This window comes from Hymenobacter lapidiphilus (assembly GCF_013377885.1).
GTDB classification, from domain to species: domain Bacteria; phylum Bacteroidota; class Bacteroidia; order Cytophagales; family Hymenobacteraceae; genus Hymenobacter; species Hymenobacter lapidiphilus.
On record NZ_JABKAU010000005.1, the window covers coordinates 1 to 23,941 of the forward strand.

At 61.0% G+C, this 23,941-nt stretch carries 24 protein-coding genes; 15 read left to right on the forward strand and 9 right to left on the reverse strand.

The window, feature by feature from the left end; all coding sequences use genetic code 11:
- The first annotated feature begins 168 nt into the window (after nt 1–168).
- From HW554_RS03615 to HW554_RS20815, 5 genes are all read left to right on the forward strand, one after another.
- On the forward strand, nt 169–498 hold the full coding sequence (locus HW554_RS03615) for a hypothetical protein (RefSeq protein ID WP_176906989.1): 330 nt from the start codon (nt 169–171) through the stop codon (nt 496–498).
- Nucleotides 495–950, forward strand: a complete 456-nt coding sequence (locus HW554_RS03620; RefSeq protein WP_176906990.1) for a peptidoglycan recognition protein family protein — start codon at nt 495–497, stop codon at nt 948–950. Before HW554_RS03615 ends, HW554_RS03620 begins: the two co-directional genes overlap by 4 nt.
- 25 nt (nt 951–975) lie before the next feature.
- Entirely contained in the window at nt 976–1,170 is a 195-nt protein-coding gene (locus HW554_RS03625; RefSeq protein ID WP_176906991.1) for a hypothetical protein, read from the forward strand.
- Complete coding sequence (locus HW554_RS03630) at nt 1,170–2,126, forward strand: hypothetical protein (RefSeq protein ID WP_176906992.1); 957 nt, start codon at nt 1,170–1,172, stop codon at nt 2,124–2,126. Before HW554_RS03625 ends, HW554_RS03630 begins: the two co-directional genes overlap by 1 nt.
- 164 nt (nt 2,127–2,290) lie before the next feature.
- The gene (locus tag HW554_RS20815; protein ID WP_262889874.1) at nt 2,291–2,419 is read left to right on the forward strand and encodes a hypothetical protein; all 129 of its coding nucleotides are present in this window, start codon (nt 2,291–2,293) and stop codon (nt 2,417–2,419) included.
- Nucleotides 2,420–2,529: 110 nt separating this feature from the next.
- Here the strand turns inward: HW554_RS20815 and HW554_RS03635 are convergent, their stop codons facing one another.
- The 3 genes from HW554_RS03635 to HW554_RS03645 form a co-directional block, all read right to left on the reverse strand.
- Nucleotides 2,530–3,729, reverse strand: a complete 1,200-nt coding sequence (locus HW554_RS03635; protein ID WP_176906993.1) for a tyrosine-type recombinase/integrase — start codon at nt 3,727–3,729, stop codon at nt 2,530–2,532.
- Between the two features lie 431 nt (nt 3,730–4,160).
- A complete protein-coding gene (locus HW554_RS03640; protein WP_176906994.1) occupies nt 4,161–4,844 on the reverse strand; it encodes a hypothetical protein in 684 nt (227 codons plus the stop codon).
- Nucleotides 4,845–5,093: 249 nt separating this feature from the next.
- The gene (locus tag HW554_RS03645; protein WP_176906995.1) at nt 5,094–6,509 is read right to left on the reverse strand and encodes a dicarboxylate/amino acid:cation symporter; all 1,416 of its coding nucleotides are present in this window, start codon (nt 6,507–6,509) and stop codon (nt 5,094–5,096) included.
- A gap of 149 nt (nt 6,510–6,658) precedes the next feature.
- On the opposite strand from HW554_RS03645, the gene HW554_RS03650 reads away from it, so the two are divergent.
- Nucleotides 6,659–7,690: an enolase C-terminal domain-like protein gene (locus HW554_RS03650; protein ID WP_176906996.1), complete on the forward strand. Its 1,032-nt coding sequence runs from the start codon at nt 6,659–6,661 to the stop codon at nt 7,688–7,690.
- Nucleotides 7,691–7,810: 120 nt separating this feature from the next.
- Here the strand turns inward: HW554_RS03650 and HW554_RS03655 are convergent, their stop codons facing one another.
- Nucleotides 7,811–8,383: a DUF6799 domain-containing protein gene (locus HW554_RS03655; protein WP_176906997.1), complete on the reverse strand. Its 573-nt coding sequence runs from the start codon at nt 8,381–8,383 to the stop codon at nt 7,811–7,813.
- A gap of 168 nt (nt 8,384–8,551) precedes the next feature.
- On the opposite strand from HW554_RS03655, the gene HW554_RS03660 reads away from it, so the two are divergent.
- Together HW554_RS03660 and HW554_RS03665 are read left to right on the forward strand one after the other, a co-directional pair.
- Entirely contained in the window at nt 8,552–9,001 is a 450-nt protein-coding gene (locus tag HW554_RS03660; RefSeq protein ID WP_176906998.1) for a MarR family winged helix-turn-helix transcriptional regulator, read from the forward strand.
- 53 nt (nt 9,002–9,054) lie between these two features.
- A complete protein-coding gene (locus HW554_RS03665) occupies nt 9,055–9,696 on the forward strand; it encodes a YceI family protein (RefSeq protein ID WP_176906999.1) in 642 nt (213 codons plus the stop codon).
- A 98-nt stretch (nt 9,697–9,794) separates the two neighbouring features.
- Here the strand turns inward: HW554_RS03665 and HW554_RS03670 are convergent, their stop codons facing one another.
- Nucleotides 9,795–10,493: a hypothetical protein gene (locus tag HW554_RS03670; protein ID WP_176907000.1), complete on the reverse strand. Its 699-nt coding sequence runs from the start codon at nt 10,491–10,493 to the stop codon at nt 9,795–9,797.
- Between the two features lie 171 nt (nt 10,494–10,664).
- Nucleotides 10,665–11,222 (reverse strand): hypothetical protein, encoded by a 558-nt coding sequence (locus HW554_RS03675; RefSeq protein ID WP_176907001.1) that lies wholly within the window; start codon nt 11,220–11,222, stop codon nt 10,665–10,667.
- Nucleotides 11,223–11,415: 193 nt separating this feature from the next.
- Here HW554_RS03675 and HW554_RS03680 point away from each other — a divergent pair, with 193 nt between their 5' ends.
- The 5 genes from HW554_RS03680 (at nt 11,416) to HW554_RS03700 (ending at nt 17,263) form a co-directional block, all read left to right on the forward strand.
- Nucleotides 11,416–11,697, forward strand: a complete 282-nt coding sequence (locus tag HW554_RS03680) for an ATP-dependent Clp protease adaptor ClpS (RefSeq protein ID WP_176907002.1) — start codon at nt 11,416–11,418, stop codon at nt 11,695–11,697.
- 98 nt (nt 11,698–11,795) lie between these two features.
- The gene (gene recR / locus HW554_RS03685; protein WP_176899413.1) at nt 11,796–12,410 is read left to right on the forward strand and encodes a recombination mediator RecR; all 615 of its coding nucleotides are present in this window, start codon (nt 11,796–11,798) and stop codon (nt 12,408–12,410) included.
- A 197-nt stretch (nt 12,411–12,607) separates the two neighbouring features.
- The gene (locus HW554_RS03690) at nt 12,608–14,614 is read left to right on the forward strand and encodes a glycosyltransferase (protein WP_176907003.1); all 2,007 of its coding nucleotides are present in this window, start codon (nt 12,608–12,610) and stop codon (nt 14,612–14,614) included.
- Nucleotides 14,615–14,811: 197 nt separating this feature from the next.
- The gene (locus tag HW554_RS03695; protein ID WP_176907004.1) at nt 14,812–16,038 is read left to right on the forward strand and encodes a pyridoxal phosphate-dependent aminotransferase; all 1,227 of its coding nucleotides are present in this window, start codon (nt 14,812–14,814) and stop codon (nt 16,036–16,038) included.
- Between the two features lie 202 nt (nt 16,039–16,240).
- Nucleotides 16,241–17,263 (forward strand): bifunctional heptose 7-phosphate kinase/heptose 1-phosphate adenyltransferase, encoded by a 1,023-nt coding sequence (locus tag HW554_RS03700; RefSeq protein ID WP_176907005.1) that lies wholly within the window; start codon nt 16,241–16,243, stop codon nt 17,261–17,263.
- Nucleotides 17,264–17,308: 45 nt separating this feature from the next.
- Here the strand turns inward: HW554_RS03700 and HW554_RS03705 are convergent, their stop codons facing one another.
- The 3 genes from HW554_RS03705 to HW554_RS03715 all read right to left on the reverse strand — a co-directional run bounded on the left by HW554_RS03705 (nt 17,309) and on the right by HW554_RS03715 (nt 20,580).
- Entirely contained in the window at nt 17,309–18,712 is a 1,404-nt protein-coding gene (locus tag HW554_RS03705; RefSeq protein WP_176907006.1) for a hypothetical protein, read from the reverse strand.
- 105 nt (nt 18,713–18,817) lie between these two features.
- Nucleotides 18,818–19,852, reverse strand: coding sequence for a uroporphyrinogen decarboxylase (gene hemE, locus HW554_RS03710; RefSeq protein ID WP_176907007.1), 1,035 nt, complete (start codon nt 19,850–19,852; stop codon nt 18,818–18,820).
- 110 nt (nt 19,853–19,962) lie between these two features.
- Complete coding sequence (locus HW554_RS03715) at nt 19,963–20,580, reverse strand: MarC family protein (RefSeq protein ID WP_176907008.1); 618 nt, start codon at nt 20,578–20,580, stop codon at nt 19,963–19,965.
- A 178-nt stretch (nt 20,581–20,758) separates the two neighbouring features.
- Between HW554_RS03715 and HW554_RS20545 the strand changes: the two genes are divergently transcribed.
- Both HW554_RS20545 and HW554_RS03725 read left to right on the forward strand, forming a co-directional pair.
- The gene (locus HW554_RS20545; RefSeq protein ID WP_218134581.1) at nt 20,759–21,910 is read left to right on the forward strand and encodes an endonuclease/exonuclease/phosphatase family protein; all 1,152 of its coding nucleotides are present in this window, start codon (nt 20,759–20,761) and stop codon (nt 21,908–21,910) included.
- A gap of 65 nt (nt 21,911–21,975) precedes the next feature.
- Nucleotides 21,976–23,901: a RecQ family ATP-dependent DNA helicase gene (locus HW554_RS03725; RefSeq protein ID WP_176907009.1), complete on the forward strand. Its 1,926-nt coding sequence runs from the start codon at nt 21,976–21,978 to the stop codon at nt 23,899–23,901.
- The last annotated feature ends 40 nt before the right edge of the window (nt 23,902–23,941 follow it).

Sequence of the window (23,941 nt, forward strand, 5' to 3'; positions counted from 1 at the left end):
GGCCGGCCGGATGCACCTACGCCGGCTCGATACGGAAACCGGCTTCACGGAGTACCAGCCGGGTCAGGTGATACACTTAGCCCCCAACGAACGGCACGCCTGGGTGCTACTGGAGCGGTGCGAGAACCGCGCCGTGTTCATACCGGCCTCACATTACGCCCCCGCCTGATGAGCCGCAACACGCCTGCCGCCAACTGGACAGACTTCTTCCGTGATGCCCGCAACGTGCTGAGCGCCTTCACGGTGATTTCGCTGCTGGCTGGAATTACACTCATCACAGCGCCGCTGGTATGCCGGGTGCTGGGCTGGGCTCAGCTGAGCCAGGAAGAAGCGAGCACGCTGACGCTCCTCTACTGCATATCGGCCCTGAGCGACGCGCTGCTGGGCATCTACTTAAACAAGGCCCCGGACGCTGTGAACCTGCAAACCGGGGCCTTCGCCACCAACGAACAGACCGGCACGCCCGGCCCCACGCTTAAAGACGATCAGGAAGCATGAGAAAGCTCAGACGCATCATCGTGCATTTTACCGGGGCCGCCGCCACGCAGTCCGTGCCCTCTATCCTCAACTACTGGAAAACGGCCCACCCCACGTGGAAAGGCCGGCCGGGCTACCACGTCATTGTAGAACCCAATGGCACGGCCCACCGCCTGCAACCGGATGCCGACTACACCAACGGCGTGGCCGGCTTCAACCTAACGGCCCTGCACGTCTGCTTTATCGGCAACGGGGCCATGACGCAGGCGCAGGCCGCGACCATCATCAAGCGCATTCACCACTGGCTGAAGCTCTACGGCCCGCTCGATGTGTGCGGGCACCGCGACCTGAGCCCCGACCGCAACGGCGACGGCATCATTACCCCGAACGAGTGGGTGAAGGCGTGTCCGGGCTTCGACGTGCGGCCCTGGTGGGCGGGCGTGCTGGCCGGCGAAAAGAACTGTAAAGCTTAATCACCTCACCTTACCCCATACGACCATGAAAACCGCCCTCGTAATTGCCGCCATCCTTGCCGTTGTAGCCGGCTGGCTGATGCCCCTGATCTACGCACCCGCTACTCCCTACGTGTGGGGACTGGCCGCCGTGTTCGTGCTGCTGACCGTGGGCCGGGCCATCTACAACGCCGCGCGGCCTAAGTCCGGCCTGAACGCGCCCAAGCCGCCCCGCGCCTAATGACGGCCCTGCTGCTGTTCTGGCCCGCCTTCACGGCCCTGTTCGCATGGATGCAGGGAGCCCTGATGCCCGCCATCCGGAGCACCCCGCCCGGCCCCGAAGCCAAGAGGCACGACTTCGCGCTGCACTTCGTCGGCACCGCCGCCTACCTGCTGCCCCTGGTGCTGACGCTGCTGCTGCCCAGTCTGTGGCCGCACCTGCTGGCCGCGCTGCTGAGCCGGGTGCTGCTGTTCGATGTGGTGCTGAATACCGCGGCCGGTGACGCGCCGTTTGCCGTGGGCCGCACCGCCCGCACCGATAAGCTACTGCGGAAGCTGAGCCCGAAGAACCCCGAACGACTGAGCGCCCTTATCCGGGTAGCCGCGCTGGCTCTCACCGCCGCCCTGCTGCTGTCCGGCTGCAAGGCCAGCCAGCCGGAGCCCGCAAGTAGCACAAGCCCAGGCTTGCAAGTGCCGCTGCCGGCGTCTAAGAACACGTCTAGTACGTCTAGCGCGTCTAGCCGAACCGCCTCGCTCACGTTGCCAGTAACCACCCCCGTAGCCCCGGCCCCCAACGCGCCCGGCCGGGAACATCGGCAGTACCGTCGCAACCTCAGAGCCCAGCCCCGCACCGTGCCGCTAATCCAGGGCCGCGCCGCCGTGAACGCCCCGGCCGCTACGTCGGTGGCCACCAGCTACAAGAACGCCGCCCCCGTTACGCTGGCCACCGACAGCGCCGTGGTGAACGTAGCCGCGGTGGCCAAGAACGGCCAGGCAGCGGCCGGGTCGGGCATCGTGCAGACGCGCACGGAAGCCCCAAAGCGCACCATCTGGCAACGGGTTACAGGTCTGTTCACCGGACTTACAAGTACCGTCGGCTGGCTGCTGCTGGCGGGCCTGGTGCTGCACGGCCTCGCGCCCGGCGTGGGCTACGGCACCGGCTGGCTCCGGCGGTTCGTGAGCCGGCGGCGGGTGTAGTATCTTTGAAATCTTAATCTGACCCCGCTTCAAATGCGGTCATAGGATTACTCCGGTCCGGCCTACCATAGCCGGACCTTTAGAACCGGCCGCGCCGGAATGCCTGAACAGCCCGCTCAACGTACCACGTCGGGCGGGCTGTTCGTTTCACCTATCTTACCCCCATGCCCCGCTACACCACCGAACCCTACGACGGCCCCGATGCCCCGCGCTGGTGGCATAAGCTGCTGCTGGTGCTGCTGCTCGGGGCCGTGGGCGCGGCGGTGAAGTGGTGTAGCACGGGGCAGTTGTGAGGTGGCCATAAATAAAGAAACACGAAAGAAACACGAAAGAAAAGCCCGCTTCCAATATGGAGGCGGGCTTTTTGTTGTACGCCGTGACGATACAACGCGAAAGAAACGGCCTACAGCGAATCATAGACCGAAGCCGCCGCCGCGTCGACCTCTTCCGTCAGCATCGACCGTACGTAGACTTCCGTCTGCTGGTAGGTGCTGTGGCCAAGGACGTGTTGCGCGGCCCGGATGTCGCCCCCGGTGGCCTCCACCGTCATGCGGGCCATCGTGTGCCGGGCCGTATGCGGGTGAATGTTATCGGGCAGGCCCAGCGCCACGCATGCGGCCCGCAGGTGGTAGTTGACCGTGGCGCAGGCCCGTTTGATGGCCCGGTGCTGGCCGGGCTTATCGGCCGTGAAGTAGCCCGGGGGCAGGTAGCCGAACACGAACCCATCGGCCGGGCCGGGCTCCCCCAGCAACGCCCGAAGCGGGGCCGAAATAACGACCGACTTGTGCGGCCCGCCCTTCGCGGCCTGGTAGAACACCCGGCCCTCGCGCACATCGGCCCACCGCAGCTGCAGCACCACGCCGATGCGCGAGCCGTGCAGGTAGAAGCAGGCCAGGTAGAGCCGCCGGGCCTCGTGCTGCAAGGCTGGCAGCGACCCGGTGGCCAGGGCCGAAAGCTGTTCGCGCGAGAGCGAAGCCCGGGGCCGCCGCACCTTACGCGGCAACTTGATGCCGGCAAACGGCCCCCGGCCCCGCTCACTCATCAGCCCCGCCCGCGCCCAGAGCGTAGCCAGGCCCGAGAGGTAGGTGCGCACCGAGGCCGGATCGAGCGCGTGCTCGATTAGCAGCCAGCCCACGAACCGCTTGCGCGCCTCCACATCAAAGCCCGTCTCGGCCAGCGTGCCCGCGCCGTGCCAGGCCCGTAGTAGCCGGGTGGCCCGGGCAAAGTTCTGGTACGTGCTCACGTTGCGGGCCGCGAAGTGCTGGGCAAGGACCCGCTCGGCCGTAGCCAGCAGGCACACGGCCGCCACCGGGGCCACGCCCCGCAGCACCGCCGCCACGGCCACGGCCGAACGCTGACCGGCGGGCAGCGCCTGCATATGGGCAATGGCTTCGGCCTTGATAACAGAGAGCGTGTTGTTGGTAAGTTTGGCGGCGTCGGTGTTGCCGGGCATCCTCTCGCCTATGGTATCCCAGGCGGCGGGGTCTAAACGGATAGCGGTGGAATAATAGGCCCGCCGGCCGCCCGCGCTGATGCAGAGGCAGACCGGGGCGGTGCCGCCGGCGTTGGCTTTTTCGACCCGCAGCACGAAGCGGAAGGTCATAAGGTTGTAATTGCGTGGTATGCGCATGGTCCCGTGCCGCAGGAAAAGGGCGGCCGGGACGGTGGGTGGCTTAAAAGGGTGGGAAGGGAGTAGGCAGAGCGGCGGAGCGGGCTTGGTTGCGGATCAGGACAAGGCCTTATAATGCGACACGGGGCAGGGTAACGCCCGGGGCCTCGGCCGCAGTATGCACAGTGGGGGTAACGGATTGGTGGCGGCCGCATAGAAAACCAGAAAAGCTCAAAACAAGAACACCCGGCCGGTTTTCACGGTCGGGTGGGCTGCTGGTTGGGTTCCTCTACTTTGCGGGAAACAAAGTTAGGCTTTATCTCTGCCCGCCGGCCGTTGCAAAGGAGTTATTTTAGGTTAAGGGCAACATGCTCAGGATGACAACTTCCTTCTACCTCTTCACTCCATCACTCCAACGACGGCTTTTATTGCTCCAGCGACACCCCAACTACTTCCTGTACCGGGCCGGTGCTGAGCAGTTGCTGGCGCAGCGTATCGGCGGCCTGTTCCAGCTGGGGCCGGATCTGGTCGAGGGCCAGGCGCAGGCCCTGCACGTCGGCGAGGCGGGAGGCGTGGCCGTGGCCCTGGCCATAGCCGTGGTACACGGCTACGCGTACTTTGCTGCGGCCCTGGCCGGTGTACGTGCCAATGGTTTCGCCGCGGGCATCAATAATCTGTACTTCGGCGCGGACGTCGGTGCGGTACCACTCCAGCGGAATGCCCAGCAGGCTGGGCGTCATCAGCGTCAGCATCTGAAAGATTTGCAGTACCCGGCCGGTACGCTGCTGCGTGGCCTGGGTAATCTGCAGCTTGGCGTAGCCGTACTGCACGCTGTCGAGGCCTACGTCAAGGCCCGTCGCGGCCGATTCGGCCAAATGATAGGACAGCTCCTTGCGAAATACTTTGTGCGGGTCTTCGGGGTAGCCGTCCTCGGAGTTGGTGGTGAGCGGTCCGGCATCTACTACGGCTTCCAGCCTGGGCAGCGTGCCTACGGCTACCGAGTTGTTACTTTGAACAGTCCGAAATACAGCCTTTTCAGTCGACTTACAGCTCCCCAGACTCAAGGCAGCCAGCAGAAACAAAGCAGTACCACGATATAGATTCCTCATATACATTTCAGTCAGTAAGCTGTCAGTCAGATAGAAATGCAAAAATACGGGGAAACTGAGGGAAAAGATTTCTGTTGTTTGATGAAAAAAAAGCCTGCTATAGTACTCGCATAACAAAAAATGGAACTGCTCCAGGATAATTAAGGAACTCCCGCTTTTTGGACAAAAAAGTGCCCCGCCAGTTTCAGACCGGCGGGGCACTTTTGGGTAAGTAGCGCGTCATGTTCTGAATGACGCGCTTCCACTAGCCTAGTGGCTGTGTTGCACCAAGGCGCTATCGGTTTCGGCTAGGTCGTCAACCGGGTCGGGGGCTACGTAGTTGTCGATGAATTCGCCTTCCCAGCGGGCTACCACGGCCGAGGCCAGGCAGTTGCCGGCTACGTTCACGGCTGTGCGGGCCATGTCCATGAGCGCATCAATACCGAGGATGATGAACACCGGCCAGGCTGGCAGATTGAACGAGGCCACCGTGGCCAGTAGGATAACCAGCGAGGCGCGGGGCACGCCGGCCACGCCCTTGCTGGTGAGCATGAGCGTGAACACCATCACCAGCTGCTGGCCCCAGGTCAGGTCGACGCCCGCAGCCTGGGCCACGAACACGGCCGCCAGTGAGAGGTAGAGTGTAGTGCCATCGAGGTTGAACGAGTAGCCCGTGGGCATTACGAAGGCCACAATGCGGCGCGGCACGCCCACGCTTTCCATGGCTTCCATGGCCCGTGGTAACGCCGCCTCCGACGAGGTAGTAGCAAAGGCAATACTTACCGGCTCGGCAATGGCCTTTACAATGCGCATGACCGGTAGGCGTGCAATAAGGGCTACCGGCAGCAGCACCACCAACACGAACACAATGAGTGCCGCATAGAGCGTGAGTAGCAGCTGGAAAGCATTAAATAGTGGCGCAAAGCCCATTTTGCCCACCGTGTAGGCAATGGCTCCACCCACTCCGATAGGGGCGAAGTACATCACCACGTTGGTGAACTTGAACATTACCTCCGACAGGCTCTCGGTAATCGTAATCATGGGCTGGCGGTGGCGCTGATGCACCATGGCCAGGCCCACGGCGAAAATCAGGGCGAATACTACCACCTGCAGTACCTCGCCGTTGGCCACCGATTTGGCAATGTTTTCGGGGAAGATGTGCAGGATGATGTCGCTGGTGGTCTGCTCCACGGTCTGCAGCTGCTCCACATCGGCCGCAATGCCGGTACGGTCGATGCCGGCGCCGGCCTTGGTAAGGTTGATGGCGGCCAGACCGATGAACAGGGCAAACGTGGTGACGACTTCAAAGTACACTAGGGCCTTAACGCCCATGCGGCCCACTTGCTTGAGGTCGGCGTGGCCGGCAATGCCCACCACGAGCGTAGCGAATACCAGCGGGGCAATGATGGTTTTCACGAGGCGCAGGAAAATGTCGCTCAGCACCTTCAGGTTCACGGCCACGGCGGGGTAGTCGTTGCCGATTTCAGCGCCGATGAACATGCTGATGACAATCCAGAACGTGAGGGAGCGGCGCTTCCAGGCGGCCCAGGTGAGGGCTGCCAGAAACAGCCAACGGGCGGCCAGCGCCACAGTTGGGTCGAGCAGGGTGCGGCTGGCCAGTACCGTGAGGCCGGCGGCCAGCGCGAACAAAACGAGAACCAGGAGCGTGAGTCGGGATATTTTCATGCGGTGTAGGAGTGCGGGGCACGCACCCGCCGGTTTGGTGGGAGTAGTGATGGAGTGCGGTAATTGGCGCTGCCTGCAAAAGCAGCATCCGACAAATATAGGCGGCCCGGCCGGAGAACCGCGGCCGAACCATTAGCTTCGGCTGCGGCTTGCCCACCATCCGGCCGCCCCGCCCTATGCTTACCTGGACGCTCACGCCCCTGACGCTACCGCTGCGCTTTACCTGGAAAATTGCCCGCAACGCTTCGGCCTCCAAAACCAATTTTCTGCTACAGGTTGCCGGTGACGGCTACACCGGCCGCGGCGAGGCGGCGCCCAACATCCGCTACCACGAAACGCCCGAGGGCCTGCAGCAGGAGTTTGCACAGCTGCAGGCTGCCGGCCTGGGCCACTGCAAAACCCTGGCCGAACTAACCGATTTCCTGGCCCAGCACCAGCCAGCCGCCGCACTCCGCTTTGCCCTCGAATCGGCCTTTGTGCATCGTGAGGCGGCCAGTAAGGGGGTGTCCATACCCGAATTCCTGGGTGTGCCCGCTCCGGCCGGGCCAGTGCCCACGGCGGCTACATTGCCCATCATGGAACCGGGTGAGGTGGCCGGTTTCATGCGCGAGCAGGACCTGAGCAGGTTTCTGCTGCTGAAAATTAAAGTGAATCGTGAAGGGGGGCTTGACCTGCTGCGCGAAGTAACGCGCCTAGTACCCGGCCACCCGCTCATCATCGACGGCAACGAAGCCTGGCCCGACGCCGACAGCCTGCGCCAGAGTTGGGAGCAGATGAAGCGCCTTCCCGGCCTGCGCGTGCGCCTGCTCGAACAGCCGCTGCCCGCCACCTGCGCCGCCGACTACCGCGCCCTCAAAGGCCAGCTCGGCTGCCCCGTTTTCGCCGACGAGTCCGTCACCGACGGGGCCAACTTCGCCGATATTGCCCGGCAGTTTGATGGCGTGAACATGAAGCTGATGAAGGCCGGCGGCTACCTCAACGGCCTGCGCATCCTGCGCGAAACCCGCGCCCAGGGCCTGCAAACGATGCTCGGCTGCATGGTCGAAACCTCGCTCGGCATCTGGTCGGCCCTGCAGATAAGCGCCCTGGCCGACGTGTGCGACCTCGACGGCTTCCTGATTGTACGCGATGAGCCGTTTGGGATGGTGCAGGAGAAGAATGGCTTGCTGCGTGAGGCATGAAACTTACCTGTCATCCTGACGAAGGAAGGACCTGCCCAGAAGCTAACCTATAAATCGGGTTAGCTTCTGGGCAGGTCCTTCCTTCGTCAGGATGACAGGTAAGTTTTACCTAGCCAAACTCTACTTCAGCTTGGCGTCGATAGCCTGGATCTGGCTGTCCAGCGCCGACGTATCGGCGGTTTTGCTGCCGCTGCTGAGCAGGCTGATTTTCTGGTTGAGCAGGCCGATTTTCTGCGCCATTAGCCCGATTTTATCGTTCATCTCGTTCAGGCGGGTTTCCATGGCGGCGGCGTTGCCTGGGGCCGGGCGCGGGTCGGTGTAGGTGCTAAACTCGGCAGTAGCAGCCACCGAGTTGTCGCCGCGGGCCTGAGCGGCGCTGGCCGGCGAGCCAAACACAATGTCGCCGTTGGGCCGCACGTAGTCGCCCGCTTTCAGGGTCGTGATTTTACCGCCGGGCAGCTCTACAATGCCGCTCTTGTAGTTGATTTTGGTGCCGTTTCTCAGTAGTACATTTTTGCTGAGTGAGGTAGCACGCTGGCCCTTCATGAGCACCACCTCACCGTTCTGGAGCATAAAACGGTCGGAGGGGGACGTTTCGACGGGGCCGGCCACTTCGCCGGCGGGCCGCGTCTGGGCATGCAGGGCCGGGGTAGCGGCCAGGGCCAGCAGCAGGGCGCAGAGTATTTTTTTCATGGGTGGCAAGTTAAGTCAGAGAATGCAGCTGCTTACGGCGTTCAGGCCGTTGCGTTGGGCTAGGCGGCGCGGTTGTTGTCTGCCCGCCTGATGTATTACCGGAACTGTCGCGGATAATTAAATGTATGTACATATATTTGTCGCCAGTTCCGCCTTTCCCCGCTGCCCATGAAGATTGAGGACGAAATCAAACAGGTTGCCTTCCGCGACGACTACCAGAAGGCGCACGTCAACCTGATTTTTACGGCCAACTGGCTGCAGCAGCAGCAAAGCGGCTTTTTCAAGCAGTTTGGCCTCACGCTGCCGCAGTTCAACATTCTACGGATTCTGCGCGGCCAGCACCCTAAGCCTGCTACCGTTAACCTGCTGATTGAGCGCATGCTCGATAAAACCAGCAACGCCTCGCGCATTGTTGATAAGCTGGAGACCAAAGAGCTGGTAACACGCTGTGTGTGCCCCAGCAACCGACGCGCCGTCGATATCCGCATCAGCGACGCTGGCCTGGAATTGCTCGGACGCCTCGATGCAGCTATGAACGACCAGCAGTTCGGGGTGCAGAACCTCACATCTACCGAAGCTGATCAGCTCAGCCGGCTACTCGATAAAATTCGCGACTAGCGGCGGCAACTCATATTTCCCCATTTGCTTTTTTCACTTCTTCACTTTTTGTCATGAACAAATTCTTCCTGCCCGCTCTGCTGGCCGTTTCGTTGCTGGGTGCTGCCCCGGCCTCTGCCCAGAAAAAAGCTAAAACCACCTCGACCCAAGCGGCCTCAGCGGCCGCTTATCAGCTGCAGCCTCAGTTGAGCACGCTGGGCTGGGAAGGTAAAAAAGTGACCGGTGCCCACAATGGCACCATGCAGTTCCAGAGCGGTGCCGTTGCCGTGCGCGGCAGCCAGATCACAGGCGGCAAGTTTGTTGTCGATATGAACTCGCTGAAAGTGGAGGACATCAAGGATGCCGATTCCAACGGCAAGCTGGTGGGCCATCTGCGCTCCGATGACTTCTTTAGCATCGATAAGAACGCCACTTCCACCTTCACCATCACCAGCATCACGCCGCTGCGAGGCGATGCCAAAGGCAACAACTCCACCATCACCGGCGACCTCACCATCAAGGGCATCACCCAGCGCATCAGCTTCCCGGCCAAAACCGGCGTGAAAGGTGGTGTAGCCTCGGCCACCGGTGTGGCTACCATCGACCGCACTAAGTTCGACATCAAGTACGGCTCCAAGTCGTTCTTCGAAAGCATCGGCGACAAAGCCATCATGGACGAGTTCATGCTCAGCTTCAACGTAATTGCCAAGAAGTAAAATAGTGCTTCGAGCCTAGGATATAGAACTTAGGCCCACTACACAAAAGGCCCCGCAACGGTTGTTGCGGGGCCTTTTGTGTAATCTGAAGCTAGGATTTACTGCCCGCTGGCATTGGGCACAGCCGCCGGGGCTGGCGTGGTGGCCGGAGCAGTGGCCGCGCTGTTGCGGAGCGTGAGCTTGAGCGGAGCTACGTTGGTTTCGCGCAGGGCCATAATACCATATACGGTTTCGCCGGGCCGCAGCACTTTGTTGGTCAGGTCGTAGCGGGCCAGCTCGTTGCGCATGTTTTTGTTGGCCGCACTGGCTCCCAACATGTTGCCGCCGGCAATAAACGGACCGGTAGGGAGGAAGACTCGGTTGTCTTCCGTTATTTGTCCATTTACAGTGGTGTAGCTGCCAACATTGAAGTTCAGCAGCACATACAGCAGATAAATGGCCACGCCCTGCTTCAGATCCTGGGAGGCCTGCATGGAGGAAACCGGCTGGATAGGCCGGTCGGCAAAGGTCAGTTCCAGGTCGCGGGAGAAGTTAATCTCATTGGCCGTGTTATTGCGCAGCTGCACAGCCACCACTTGGTAACCGCGCTTACGCTCCTTCTTTACATACTTTTTGTTGGCTCCGTTGGTAAGCAGCGCGCTGTAGCGGTAGCTGAAATCGACCGGAGCACCTGCCGGAGCAGCCGACTGGTACGAGGTGATACGCTCTGGCTGGATAGCGTGGTAGCTACCGGCACAGCCCGACAGCAGAACGGCAGCCGAGAGAACGGCTGCCACTTGGGTAAATGTTTTTCGCATATAAATACGATGAGAATGATAGGATCAGAATACCACACGCTGATATTCCGACCAAATGTATAGAGCGGTAGAACCGCTTTGTGCCAGCCAATGATAAAATTTATACTTTTTGTTAGCCCAGTCTATAACTTTTTGTGAATTGCCTAATCGACATCATTTTCCGAACCTATATCAGTCGGCTAATACCAGTTCGCGGGGTAACTCGAACTTGAGGCTGCGGCTCTTGCTGCGGGCGTGCAGCTGGGTCAGGAAGTCGTCGAGGTCGGCTTTGTATTCGAGCCAAAGGTCTTCGTGCAGATTCTTCTGTACCAGTTGCGTAGTGCGGGCCGCCAACCGGGCCGTGGCCGTAAAAAAGCCCGCGTACGGGCTCTCGAACTGGCCGGTGTAGTTCTCGAAGATATGGCGCAACGCGTACAGGTTTAGGTCGATTTCCAGGCGCTTGTCCTTGGTAATGCGGCGGGCGCGGGCCACCTCTTTCACCGTCTTGCTCAACGCCTTGGTGAGGCTGCGGTTAAGCAGCCGCCCGGTGGCACCCACCGCAAACAGCTCGTGAATCTGGTCGGAGGCCTGCTCGTACACCGTGGCCGCGTCCACGTCGGGCAGCAGCTCGAAGCAGAGGGTGTCGTACAGCTCGGCGTCGCGGCGGGCGGCCCGCAGTAGCAGGGCTTCCTTCTCCTTATCGGAAAGCTGTTTGAGGGCACGCTTGAAATCGGCGGACGGGACGGGCATTGGGTTCGATTAAAAAATAAAATTGACGAATTAAAAATTGTCGGGGCCTTCGCAGGAGCCGCAAAACCGCTGCGCAGGCTTCGTCGAAACTCTTTTACGGAACCCGGAAACGAATCGGCGGGCTGCCCTGTTATACCCGGCTGCCAAGGACGTAGCAGCCAGTTTTCTGGCCGGTTTTTCGTATTTTTGTGCCATGAACAGCAACCCGCAAATCGAGTACGACGAGGACGTTCTGCTCTTGGAAAAAACGACGGATGTGCGCGACCTTATCGTGTACAACGACGACCATAACACCTTCGACCACGTGATAAAAACCCTGGTTGATGTGTGCGGGCACCAGCCCGAGCAGGCCGAGCAATGCACGCTGCTCATCCATTATAAAGGCCAGTGCACCGTTAAGCACGGCAGCTACGATGAGCTGGCCAGCATGTGCACCGCCATCCACGACCGCGGCATTTCGGCCGATATTTTATAATTCGAGCTGTTAGCTGAAAGCTTTTAGCTGCTAGCTCTCTGCGGGAGTGGAGGGCGAAAAAGCTAACAGCTAAAAGCTTTCAGCTAACAGCTAACTAAATGGAGTTTCCTTCCAAGCTAATTGAAAACGCCGTTGGGGAGCTCTCGAAGCTGCCGGGGGTAGGCAAGAAAACGGCGCTGCGGCTGGCTTTGCACTTGCTGAAGGCCGAAACCGACACCACGGCCTCCCTGGCTGAGGCGCTGGCTAAAATGCGCTTCGAGATTCGCTACTGCGACACCTGCCACAATATTTCCGACACGCCCGAGTGCGCCATCTGCGCCAACCACCTGCGCGACCAGAGCACGGTGTGCGTGGTGTCGGACATCCGCGACGTAATTGCCATTGAAAATACGGCCCAGTATCAGGGTATGTACCACGTGCTGGGCGGCGTCATCTCGCCCATTGAAGGCATCGGCCCCGGCGACCTCAACATCGATTCGCTGCTGGAGCGCATAACGCGCGAGGGCTCCGAAATCCGGGAAGTTATCCTCGCCATTAGCCCCACGATGGAAGGCGACACGACGGCCTTTTACCTCTCGCGCAAGTTGCGCGACCAGCCCGAGCTGCACCTTAGCAGCATCGCCCGTGGCATTCCGATGGGCGGCGAGCTGGAGTACGCCGACGAAATTACCCTCGGCCGCAGCATCGTCGACCGCCAGCGCCAGGCGCTGTAAGCAGCAGGAAGTTGAAATGGTCTGTCATCCTGAGCGCAGCGAAGGACCTGATCAGAGGCTATTCTTTGTTGAATTTAGCTTCTGGCTAGGTCCTTGGCTGCGCTCAGGATGACAGACGATTGGCTTGCCAAGCGAATTTCTCGCGCTACAGCCCTTGTGTGTAACTTTCGCGGCCCTAACCGCCGACGCTCCGCCCTGTGCCGCCCGAAGAAGTTGTCCTGTCCGTCATTATCGTCAACTACAACGTCTGCTACTTTCTGGAGCAGGCGCTGCTGTCGGTACGGCGGGCGGGCGAGAAGCTGGGCCGGCCGCTGGAGGTATTCGTGGTCGATAACAACTCGGTCGACGGCTCGGTGGCCATGGTGCGGGCCCGGTTTCCGGAGGTCACGCTCATTGCCAACCACGATAACCCAGGTTTCTCGAAGGCCAACAACCAGGCCCTGCGCATAGCTGAGGGCCAGTACGTGCTGCTGCTTAACCCCGATACGGTAGTGGAGGAAGACACCTTCCGGCTGTGCTGCGAGTTCATGGACGAGCACCCGCGCTGCGGTGGGCTGGGTGTGAAAATGCTCGACGGGCAGGGCCGTTTTCTGCCCGAAAGCAAGCGTGGCTTACCCACGCCGGCGGTGGCTTTCTACAAGATATTTGGGCTGGCGCGGCTGTTTCCGAAGTCGCGGCGCTTCGGTCGCTACCACCTGGGCTTCCTCAGCCCCAACGAAACTCACGAAATAGAGGTGCTCAGCGGGGCCTTTATGCTGATGCGCCAGGCAGCGCTGGCTGAAGTAGGGCTGCTCGACGAGGACTACTTCATGTACGGCGAGGACATTGACCTCTCGTACCGACTTACGCAGGGCGGCTGGCAGAACTACTACTACCCCGGCACCCGCATCATCCATTACAAGGGCGAAAGCACCAAGCGCACGAGCGTCAACTACGTGTTCGTGTTTTATAGGGCGATGGTGATTTTTGCCCGTAAGCACTTTGCCCCCGAACGGGCGGGCCTGTTTTCGGTGCTGATAAACGCGGCCATCTGGCTGCGGGCGGGCGCGGCGGTGGCTCAGCGGCTGCTGCTGCGCGCCGCCCCGGTACTGCTCGACGCGGGCCTGCTGTACGCGGGCATGTACCTGCTCAAAAACTACTGGGAGCAGAACCACAAGTATGTGCGCGAGCCCTACCCCGAGCAGTACATGCTGATGGCGGTGCCCGCCTACATTGCCGTGTGGTTGGGTTCGGCGTTTCTGAGTGGGGCCTACGACCGGCCGCTGCGGGCCGGGCGGCTGGTGCGCGGCATCGTGGTGGGTACGCTGCTGATTTCGGCCTTTAGTAACTTCCTCGACGCTTGGCGCTTCTCTAAGGCCCTCATTCTGCTGGGGGGCGTGTGGGCCGTGGCGGCACTGCTGCTGCGTCGGGCAGCGGGCAATTTCCTGCGCTACCGCCGCTTTAGTCTAAGCGAGAACCAGCAGAAAAACGTGGGCATCGTGGGTTCGGCTGAGGAAAGCCGCCGGGTGCGCCAGCTGCTGGAGCAGGCTGCCGTGCCGGCCCGCATTATCGGCTACGTGGAGCCAGCCGCCGCACCAGTTCCGTCTGCCGAAGCCGCGCCGCCGCCCGACGATTTGCTGGGCGAGGTGCGCCAGTTGGAAGACATCATCCGCATCTACGGGCTCGATGAGCTGGTTTTTTGCGGCCGCGACCTGCCCGCGAGTCAGATTATCGGGCTGATGGCCGGCCTGCCCCAGCATCCGCCGGTGGCGTTTAAAATTCTGCCCCCCGGTAGCCAGTACATCATCGGCAGCTCGGGCAAGGATTCGCCCGGCGACTACTACGCCCTCGATATCACGCTTAACCTGTTTCGTCCCGAGCAAGTGCGCAATAAGCGCCTGCTCGATATGCTCATCAGCCTGCTGCTGCTGGCGCTAAGCCCGGTGCTGGTGTGGTTTGAGCAGCACAAAGCGGGGTTCCTGCGCAACTGTTTACGGGTGCTGGTGGGCTCGCGCACCTGGGTGGGCCTGCGCCACGCTACCGCTCCGCAGGCTGCGGCCCGCGCCATCCTTTCGCCCGCCGATGCCGCCGCCACTGCCGCCACCGGTGCGCTCGATGAGGCTACTCAACGCCGCCTGGAGCTGCTCTATGCCAAGGACTACCACCCCGCTACCGACTGGCGCATTATGGCCCAGTGCCTGCGCCAGTTGGGCCGGGAGGAGTAACAGCACATTATGCGGAGCATGTGGCGAATTGAGCCAGGATGCAGAGCCGCAGTCGAAGCATTTCTATCGCAGTGCTAATCCCGCCGACTACAACGAAGGGGTAGTGATGCTTCGGCTGCGCTCCGCATGATGTGCCTTCATAATCCCTAATCGCCTACCTTCTACCTTTACCATTCCACCCATCCTCAGCCCCGATTATGTCCGCTACTGCCGCCACCGACCGCGCCCCGCTTGTTCTCTCCGACCGCATCAATGCCATGCAGGAGTCGCAAACTATTGCCATGGCTAAAAAGGCCCGGGCGCTGGCAGCCGAGGGCGTCGATGTGATTAGCCTGAGTTTTGGCGAGCCTGATTTCCAGACGCCCCAATACATCAAGGATGCGGCCAAGCAGGCCCTGGATGAGGGCTACACTTTCTACACGCCCGTACCCGGCTATCTGGAGTTGCGGCAGGCTATCTGCGACAAGTTCCGGCGCGATAACCAGCTGGAGTACCTGCCCGAAAACATTGTAGTGAGCACCGGGGCCAAGCAGTCGTTGGCTAACGCCGTGCTGAGCCTAGTGAACCCGGGCGATGAGGTGATTGTGTTTTCGCCTTATTGGGTGAGCTACGAGGAAATGGTGCGGCTGGCTGAAGGCGTAAGCGTGCCGCTGATTGGGGCATTCGAGAACAACTTCAAGGTGACGGCCGCGCAGGTGGAGGCTGCCATTACGCCCCAGACTCGCCTCATCATGTACTCTTCGCCCTGCAACCCCACCGGCGCCGTTTTTAGCCGTGAGGAGTTGGCCGAGCTGGCCGCCGTGGTGGCCCGCCACCCCCACATCCATGTGCTGGCCGACGAAATTTATGAGTACATCAACTTCGTAGGCGAGCATGTGAGCCTGGCTCAATTTGATGAAGTGAAGGACCAGGTGATTACCATCAATGGCTTCTCGAAGGGTTATGCCATGACCGGCTGGCGGGTGGGCTACCTGGCCGCCCGGCGCGAAATTGCCGCCGCCTGCGAGAAAATCCAGAGTCAGATTACCTCCGGCACCTGCTCGATTGCCCAGCGGGCCAGCATTGCGGCCCTGGAGGGCGGCCGCGCCTCGGCCGATGAAATGGTAGCCGCTTACCGCCGCCGCCGCGACCTGGTGCTGGAGCTGGTACGCGACATTCCCGGCTTCCGGACCAACGTGCCCAGCGGCGCCTTCTACCTGTTTCCTGATGTAACCGGCTACCTGGGCCGCACTACAGCTGCCGGCGAAACCATTGCTACGGCCTCCGACTTGGCCATGTACCTGCTCAACGATGCCCATGTGGCGGCCGTCGATGGAGCCGCTTTCGGCGCCCCCGATTGCCTGCGCTTCAGCACCGCCGCCGCCGACGATAAGCTTCGCGAAGCCTTTGAGCGGATCAAGGTATCGTTGGCGAAGCTGAAATAGTACAGAGTACAGAGAGGTGAGACAAGGAACGTCATTCAGAGCGCCGCGAAGAATCTCTCCTGTAATCGTTGAATGGTGATTGCGCAATGATTACCAAGCAAGATTCTTCGCGGCGCTCTGAATGACGTTCCTTGTCTCACCTCTCTGTACTCTGTACTCAATACTAAACTACCTTTGCGGCTGCTGAATCAATTCGTTTCTGATGCCTGTTGCCCTGCCGCCCGCTTCGCTGCCCGAACTTTTTGCCGCTTTCAACCAGCTGACCGTGCTTATTGTGGGCGACGTGATGCTTGATGCCTACGTGTGGGGCCGCTCAGTGCGCCTCTCGCCCGAGGCGCCGGTGCCGGTGGTGAACGTGAGCCGTACCGAGCAGCGCCTGGGTGGCGCGGCCAATGTGGCGCTGAACGTGCAGGCGCTGGGCGCAACGCCGCTGCTGTGCGCCCTTATCGGGCAGGATACGGGCGGCGACCAGCTGTTGGAGCGGCTGGAAGCAAACGGGCTGTCGGCCGAGGGCATTGTGCGTTCCGGCACCCGGCCCACTACGGTCAAGCAACGCATCCTGGCCCACGGCCAGCAACTACTGCGCATCGACTCCGAAGTAGAAACGGAAGCGGATGCTACCGAAAACGAGGCCCTCACGGCCCGTTTTGCCCAGCTGCTGGCGCGGGCCGATGTGGTCATTTTCGAGGATTACGATAAGGGCGTACTCACTGAGAGTAATATCCGCCACTTCATCAGCCTGGCCCGCGAGCGGGGAGTGCCCACCGTGGTCGACCCTAAAAAGAGGAACTTCCTGGCTTACCGGCACTGCACCCTGTTCAAGCCCAACCTCAAGGAGCTACGCGAAGGGCTCAAGCTCGAATTCGGCGACCCTACCATCGACCGGGCCGGTTTCGAGGCAGCCGTGTCCCGGCTGCGCGAATTGCTACAGCCCGAAACGGTACTCGTTACACTGTCGGAGCACGGTGTGTTTGCCCAGCTTCAGGAGCAGAAAACCTACCTGCCGGCCCACCTGCGCACCATTTCCGACGTGTCGGGCGCCGGCGACACCGTTATCAGCATTGCCGCGCTGTGCGTGGCCCTGCACCTGCCGGTTGCGGCCACTGCCGCACTGGCCAACCTGGGCGGCGGGCTGGTGTGCGAGCAGGTGGGCGTGGTGCCCATTGAAAAGCAGAAGCTGCTGCTGGAAGCCGAGCGCCTGGGCCTAAATCTGAGCGTCGGCTGATTTCAACCGCTGTTCGTATTGCGTAGGCTCGGTTATGGGGAGCAGTTAGTTGATGAGCTTGGGGCCCTCTCTCAGCAATGCCTGCGTGGTACCGGAAAGGGTAAAGCAGATGGTTAGGAACAGCAAATACGTTAGCACCAGCGGTAGCCGGTAAGGAGCCAAGCGGCGCCACGACCAAATGGCTGGCCATCCGAAGCAGGCAATTGCCACTAGGAGCAGGTGCAGCGGCAACAGATATCGGCACTCTACGGGCAGCGGTACCGATATCAGGGCAGGGATTACCAGGGCCGACACTAGGAGGATGTGCGTAACGGTGAGTTGGTTGAAGCGCAGCATGCAGATTATGATGGCCGCGAATAAGAGGGTGTAATTCATCCCGGCCAGAAAGCCCGTGGTAGTGTATACCCGGTAGAGATAGGGGGTAGGATAGAGCACATCGAGCCCGTTGAACAGATGACGGGCATTGAGGCCAAGCATGTCCAGTGGATGACGCAGTACGAACCGTAGGTATTCGCCGTAGGAATCCATTTTCTTGTTGAAATCCAGTGCCAGCAGTGCTGTTCCGCTCAGATCCAGGTATTGGACCTGGGCGTTGGTATAATCGACTGCAATGCCGGTTTCATATTTCTGAACCGTAAACCCGTCAGTGATTTTCTGCAAGTACAGGTCACCGGCTTTTACCATAGCCGGGTCCGTGTAGTCAATGCCAATGACGAGCGGACGATTAATCCCGAAGTTTTCCCAATTGATGTACCATTGCGGTAAGCTCAACAGCATGAATCCAAGAGCGTAAGCGCCTAAAAACCGGCTCACCGCAATGTGCCACGGCCGGGTGCTGTCGTGGTAAGCCAACCAGCTGCCCACCGCCAGCACCGATGGTAAGCCCACGAGATAAACGGGCCGCATATTGATGACGGCCGCCACCAGCAGGCCCGCCAGCAGACTTTTTCCCAGGGTAGGGCGTGGAAGGATCAGGCACAGTGCTCCTACCAGCCCTATTACGGCCGGAAAATCGGTGAGCATATAGTTGAAGTAGTCCCGCCAGAGCAAAAATCCGGCAATGATGAATACCCCCCGCCGCAGTGGTGTGAGCTTCGTGCCGGTGACGCGCTGCCACAGCAGCGCCGGCAGCCATCCAAACATGGCGCCAGCTACCAGAGCCCCTACAAGCTTAATCATGGCCTCTTCCGAGACAATGTTCTGGGCGTTGGCCAGCGCGACTATTGGGACGTACAGTAACGGGTACAGGTAGCCGCGTAGGGCACTGTCGAAGCGGAGCAGCGCGAAATCATCCCCATTGTATAGCTTGTATGCCAACTCCCGGTAGCCATTGGCATCGTAAACCTGGATGTGGAAACGGGAGGTAAATATGTGTATTCCGAACAACAGAAACGCAATACCGAACCAGAACCAGGAACGGGCTGTAAGGCGGGTGAGCAAGGAAGGCATAGCAAACGGATAAGCCACAAAGAACACGACAAAACGGAAACGGCCCGTCAGTTTCGTAGTGGAGCACCTGAAGCTGGCGGGCCATTGTAGCCGAAGAAAACGACGCTACCCCCGCATTCGGGTGCTGTACTCCTTTACCGTTTCAATGAAGACCTTCACATTGTCGGGGTCGGTGTCGGGGTACACGCCGTGGCCGAGGTTGGCAATATGGCGCTGGGGGCCGAACCGGTCGAGCATGGCCTTGGTAGCAGCCTGAACCTGCGCGGGCGTGCCGTAAAGGGCGCAGGGGTCGAGGTTGCCCTGCAGTGTTTTGTCACCCACCAGCGGGCGAACGGTGCGCGGGTCCTGGTTCCAGTCGAGGCCGATAGTGCGGCAGGGCAGGGCGGCGAAGTCTTCCATGGCCCAGAAGGCACCTTTGGCAAATACCGTTACCGGCACGTTGGGCAGAGCCGCGCAGATTTCGGCAATGTAGCGCTGGCTGAACTCCTGGTAGTGCGCGGGCGGCAGAATGCCGGCCCAGGAGTCGAACACCTGAATGAGGTTGGCGCCTGCCGTTACCTGGGCCTGCAGATAGGCAATGGTAGTAGCCGTGATTTTACGCAGCAGCTCGTGGGCCAGTTCCGGGTTCTGGTATAGCATCCCGCGGGCCTTGCTGAAGGTTTTCGAGCCGTGACCCTCTACCATATAAGCCAGAATAGTCCAGGGGGCGCCGGCAAAACCGATGAGCGGCACCCGGCCGTTGAGTGCGCGCTTGGTGACGCGCAGCGCCTCCAGCACGTAGCCCAGGTGCTCCTCGGGGTCGGCAATGCGCATGCGGGCTACATCGGCGGCCGTTTTTATGGTTTCGGGGAATAGCGGGCCTTTGGCTTCCACCATCTCGTAGGTCAGGCCCATGGCCTCGGGCACCACCAGAATATCGGAGAAGATGATGGCGGCGTCCACGTCGAGCGCATCGACGGGCTGGATGGTGACTTCGGCGGCCAACTCGGGGGTTTCTACCAGCTCCTTGAAGCCGCTGAGCCGGCCCCGCAGTGCGCGGTACTGGGGCAGAATCCGGCCCGCCTGACGCATGAGCCACACAGGAGTACGTTCGGTTTCTTCGCCGCGGGCGGCGCGCAGGAGCAGGTCGTTTTTGAGCACGGTTTTTTTAGCTGTTAGCTAATAGCTGGTAGCCGTTAGCTTTCTGTTGAAAAGGGCCTCTGGTAAGTTTGATGAGTGAGAGCTATCAAGCAATAGCGCTCAGCTAACACCTAGTTTACGAACAAGGCTTTGATGGCGGTCATGATAAAGTTTACGCCGATGGCCAGCGTGATAAAGCCCATGATGCGGGCCAGCGCGGCCAGACCCGGGCGGCCCAGGAAGCGCGTGAGCCGGAGCGACGACATGAGGATGATGTAGACGGCCAGCGCCACCAGCACGAAGCCGGCGAAAATTAGCCCCATATCGGAATACGTGAGCTTATTAGTGTACAGGCTGATACACACGGCAATGGCGCCAGGACCCGAGAGCATGGGCATGGCCAGGGGCGTGAAGCTGATGTCGTCCTTCTCGCGGCTGGCCTCAATGGTTTCCTGCGACACTTTGCTGCGGTTACCGCCAGGCGTGAGCAAATCGAAAGCCGAGCGCATAAGCAGGATGCCGCCCGCAATGCGCAGGTGGTGAATGTTGATACCGAAGAAGTTGAGTACGTACTGACCCGCGAAAAACGACACCGACAACACCGCCAGCACCGACAGGCAGGCCTTCAGGCCGATATTGGCCCGCTCGGCCGGGGTGTCGCTTTCGGTCAGGGACAGAAAAACCGGCATGGCACCGAACGGATTGACCACGGAGAACAGGGTAGTGAACGTGGCGAGCAGAATATCCATAGGGGCGGGCAGGGTATGGCCGGCAAAGGTACGAGCCTTTGTGGCACGAACACGGGGAAAATCCTACTTTTAGCGAAAACAACCCCTTGGCGGTGGGTGCGTAAAGCGCTAATTGTAGCTTTGCACCACGCCCGGAGGACGGCCGAACGGCTTCTTTCTTATCCCAATTTCCTGTCTAGTGCTTCACTTCGACGAATTTACCTGGCTCACGCTGGCGCAGGCTCTTGTGCTGCTGCTGGCTGCCACCGCTCTTATTGCTACCCTGCTGCCGCTGCTGCGGCATACAATCTGGTGGATTCGGGTGTTTGATTTTCCGCGTTTGCAAATTGTGGGCGTGCTGGTGCTGGTGCTGGTGGCGGGCGTACTGCTGGGCTGGCATCAACCTGCCGGAGACACGTATTGGATGCCGGCGCTACTGGCGAGTGTGGCGCTGGCTACCGGCTACCAGATGTTCCGGATTCTGCCTTATACGCCGCTGGCCGGCAAGCATGTGGGCGATAGTACCCGCACCGACGGTGAAGGCCATCTGAGCCTGGTGATGATGAACGTGCTGCAGTACAATAAGCAGAGTGATAAAGCCCTGCAGGTGCTGCAGGCGGCCGATGCTGACATTATTATGGCGGTGGAAACCGATGAGTGGTGGCATCAGCAGCTGAAGCCCATGGAGAAAACCCACCCCTACACCTGCCACGAGCCGCTCGACAATACCTACGGGCTGCTGTTTTTCTCGCGCCTGCCGCTCGATGGCTGCGAAATCAAATACCTGATCGACGATGATGTGCCCAGCGTGCATGCGAAGGTACAGCTGCCCGACGGCCGTACCTGGGTACGCGTGTACGGGCTGCACCCCAAGCCCCCGGCTCCTGCCGAGTCGGAAACCAGTACCCGCCGCGACGCCGAGCTCCTGCTGGTAGGCCGCGAACTGGAAAAGCGCGACGAGCCCACCATTGTGTTCGGCGACATGAACGACGTGGCGTGGTCGCACACCTCCGAGCTGTTCCGGCGCATCAGTGGCCTGCTCGACCCGCGGGTGGGGCGCGGCCTGTTACCTACTTTTCATGCCGAATACCGGCTGCTGCGCTGGCCCCTCGACCATGTATTCGTGTCACCGCACTTTAAAGTAGATGACATGGCGCGGCTCCCCTATGTTGGCTCCGACCACTTCCCCATCTATATCAAGCTCAGCTTTGAGCCCCATGACAAGGCAGAACAGGAGGAAAAACTGGAAGAGCCGGACGCGGCTGACAAGCAGGAGGCGGTAGAGAAAATTGAGGAGGGCCGGCAGGAAGAGCGCGAGGAGGAGGCCCAGGAGGCCGGCCTAAAGGCGTAAATCTCGTGGGCTAGACGAACGGTTCATTCGCCTAGCCCTACAAGCCCGTCGTGTACCTTTGCCGCATGCCCGAGCAAGCCACCGACGATATTCTGCACGTGTTGCGCCAGACCTGGGGCCACACCCGGTTCCGGCCGCTGCAGGAAGACATCATCCGGGCAGTGCTGGCCGGGCACGACACGCTGGCGCTGCTGCCTACCGGTGGGGGCAAAAGCATCTGCTTTCAGGTGCCCGCGCTGGCTCGACCGGGGCTCTGCCTGGTAGTGTCGCCGCTGATTGCGCTGATGAAGGACCAGGTGGAGAACCTGCGCCAGCGGGGCGTGAAGGCCGAAGCCGTGTACGCCGGCATGAGCCACCAGGAAATTGATCAGACCCTCGACAACTGCGTGTACGGGCCGGTAAAATTCCTGTACGTAAGCCCCGAGCGGCTGTTGACCGATATGTTCCGGGCGCGGGTGGCCAAGATGAAAGTAAGCCTGCTGGCCATTGATGAGGCCCACTGCGTGTCGCAGTGGGGCTACGATTTCCGGCCGCCCTACCTGCGTATTGCCGAGCTGCGGGCGCTGCTGCCGGGTGTGCCCTGCATTGCCCTCACGGCCACTGCCACCGAGCAGGTACGCCAGGATATCGTGGAGAAACTGGTGTTTGGCAGCACCCACCGCGTGTTTCAGCAGAGCTTTGCCCGGCCCAACCTCTCGTACTCGGTGCTCGAAACCGAGGACAAGTTTCGGCGGATGCTGGAAGTGGTGCGCGGAGTCGGGGCCGACAAAACGAGCATTGTGTATGCCCGCACCCGCCGCCAGACCGAGGACGCCGCCGCCTACCTGCAGCAGCAGCGCCTGTCGGCCGCCGCCTACCACGCCGGCCTGCCCTCCGACCAGCGCACCCGCGTGCAGCAGGACTGGATGCAGAACAAAACCCGTTGCATCGTGGCCACCAACGCCTTCGGCATGGGCATCGACAAGCCCGATGTGCGGCTGGTAGTACATCTGGAGGCCCCCGACAATCTGGAAGCCTACTACCAGGAAGCCGGCCGCGCCGGCCGCGACGAGAAATATGCCTTCGCCGTGCTGCTCAGCGGCCCCGCCGACGCCGACGAGCTGCGCCGCCGCACCCGCCTCAGCTACCCACCGCTCGATACGGTGCGCCGTGTGTACCAGGCGCTGGCCAACTTCTCGCGTACGGCCGTGGGCGGCGGCGAGCTGGTGGCCTTCGATTTTGACCTGCAGCAGTTTGCCGAAACCTACCGCATAAAGGCCCTCGACGCCCATAACAGTCTGCGCACCCTGGCCCGCGAAGGGTTCGTGCAGTTGAACGAGGCCGTCAGCAACCCCGCCCGGGTCCACATTCCCATCGACCACACCGACCTTTACCGCTTCCAGGTGGCTAACGTGCAGCACGACCAGCTCATCAAAAGCCTGCTGCGCCTGCATGGCGGCGAGCTGTTTGCTGGTTTCCAGCGGATTTCGGAGAACAGCATCGCCCAGTACCTGCGCCTGAGTGTAGTAGAGCTGCGCAAGATGCTGCTGTTTCTGCACCGCTCGGGCGTCATCCAGTTCCAGCCCCGCCACGAGTCGCCCCAGGCCCTGTTCACTACTCCGCGCCACGACGCCGACAAGCTACCGCTGGACCAGAAGCGCCTGACCAAACAGCGCGAACTGGCCACCCACAAAACCGATTCGGTAATTCGATATGCCGCTGGAGGCCGCTGCCGCCAGCAGCTGCTGCTGGCGTATTTTGGCGAGCTGGATGCGCCCGCCTGCGGCGTATGCGACTTCTGCCTGGCCCGCAAAAAGGCCCGCCAGGACTCGGTGCCACTGCCCGAATTGCGCGCCCAGCTGCTGGAGCTAGTCAAAGCCACGCCCCAAACGCCCCGCGAGGTGCTCACCCACTATGCCCCCGGCCAGGCCTCCGCCATTACCGCCCTGCTGCGCGACCTGGTAGAGCTGGGCGAGTTGCGCTACGCCCCCGATGGGCGTTTGAGCGGGTAGGAGGGAGGTAGCTTGTCTTGCTGCTTTTGAGGAGCAGGTC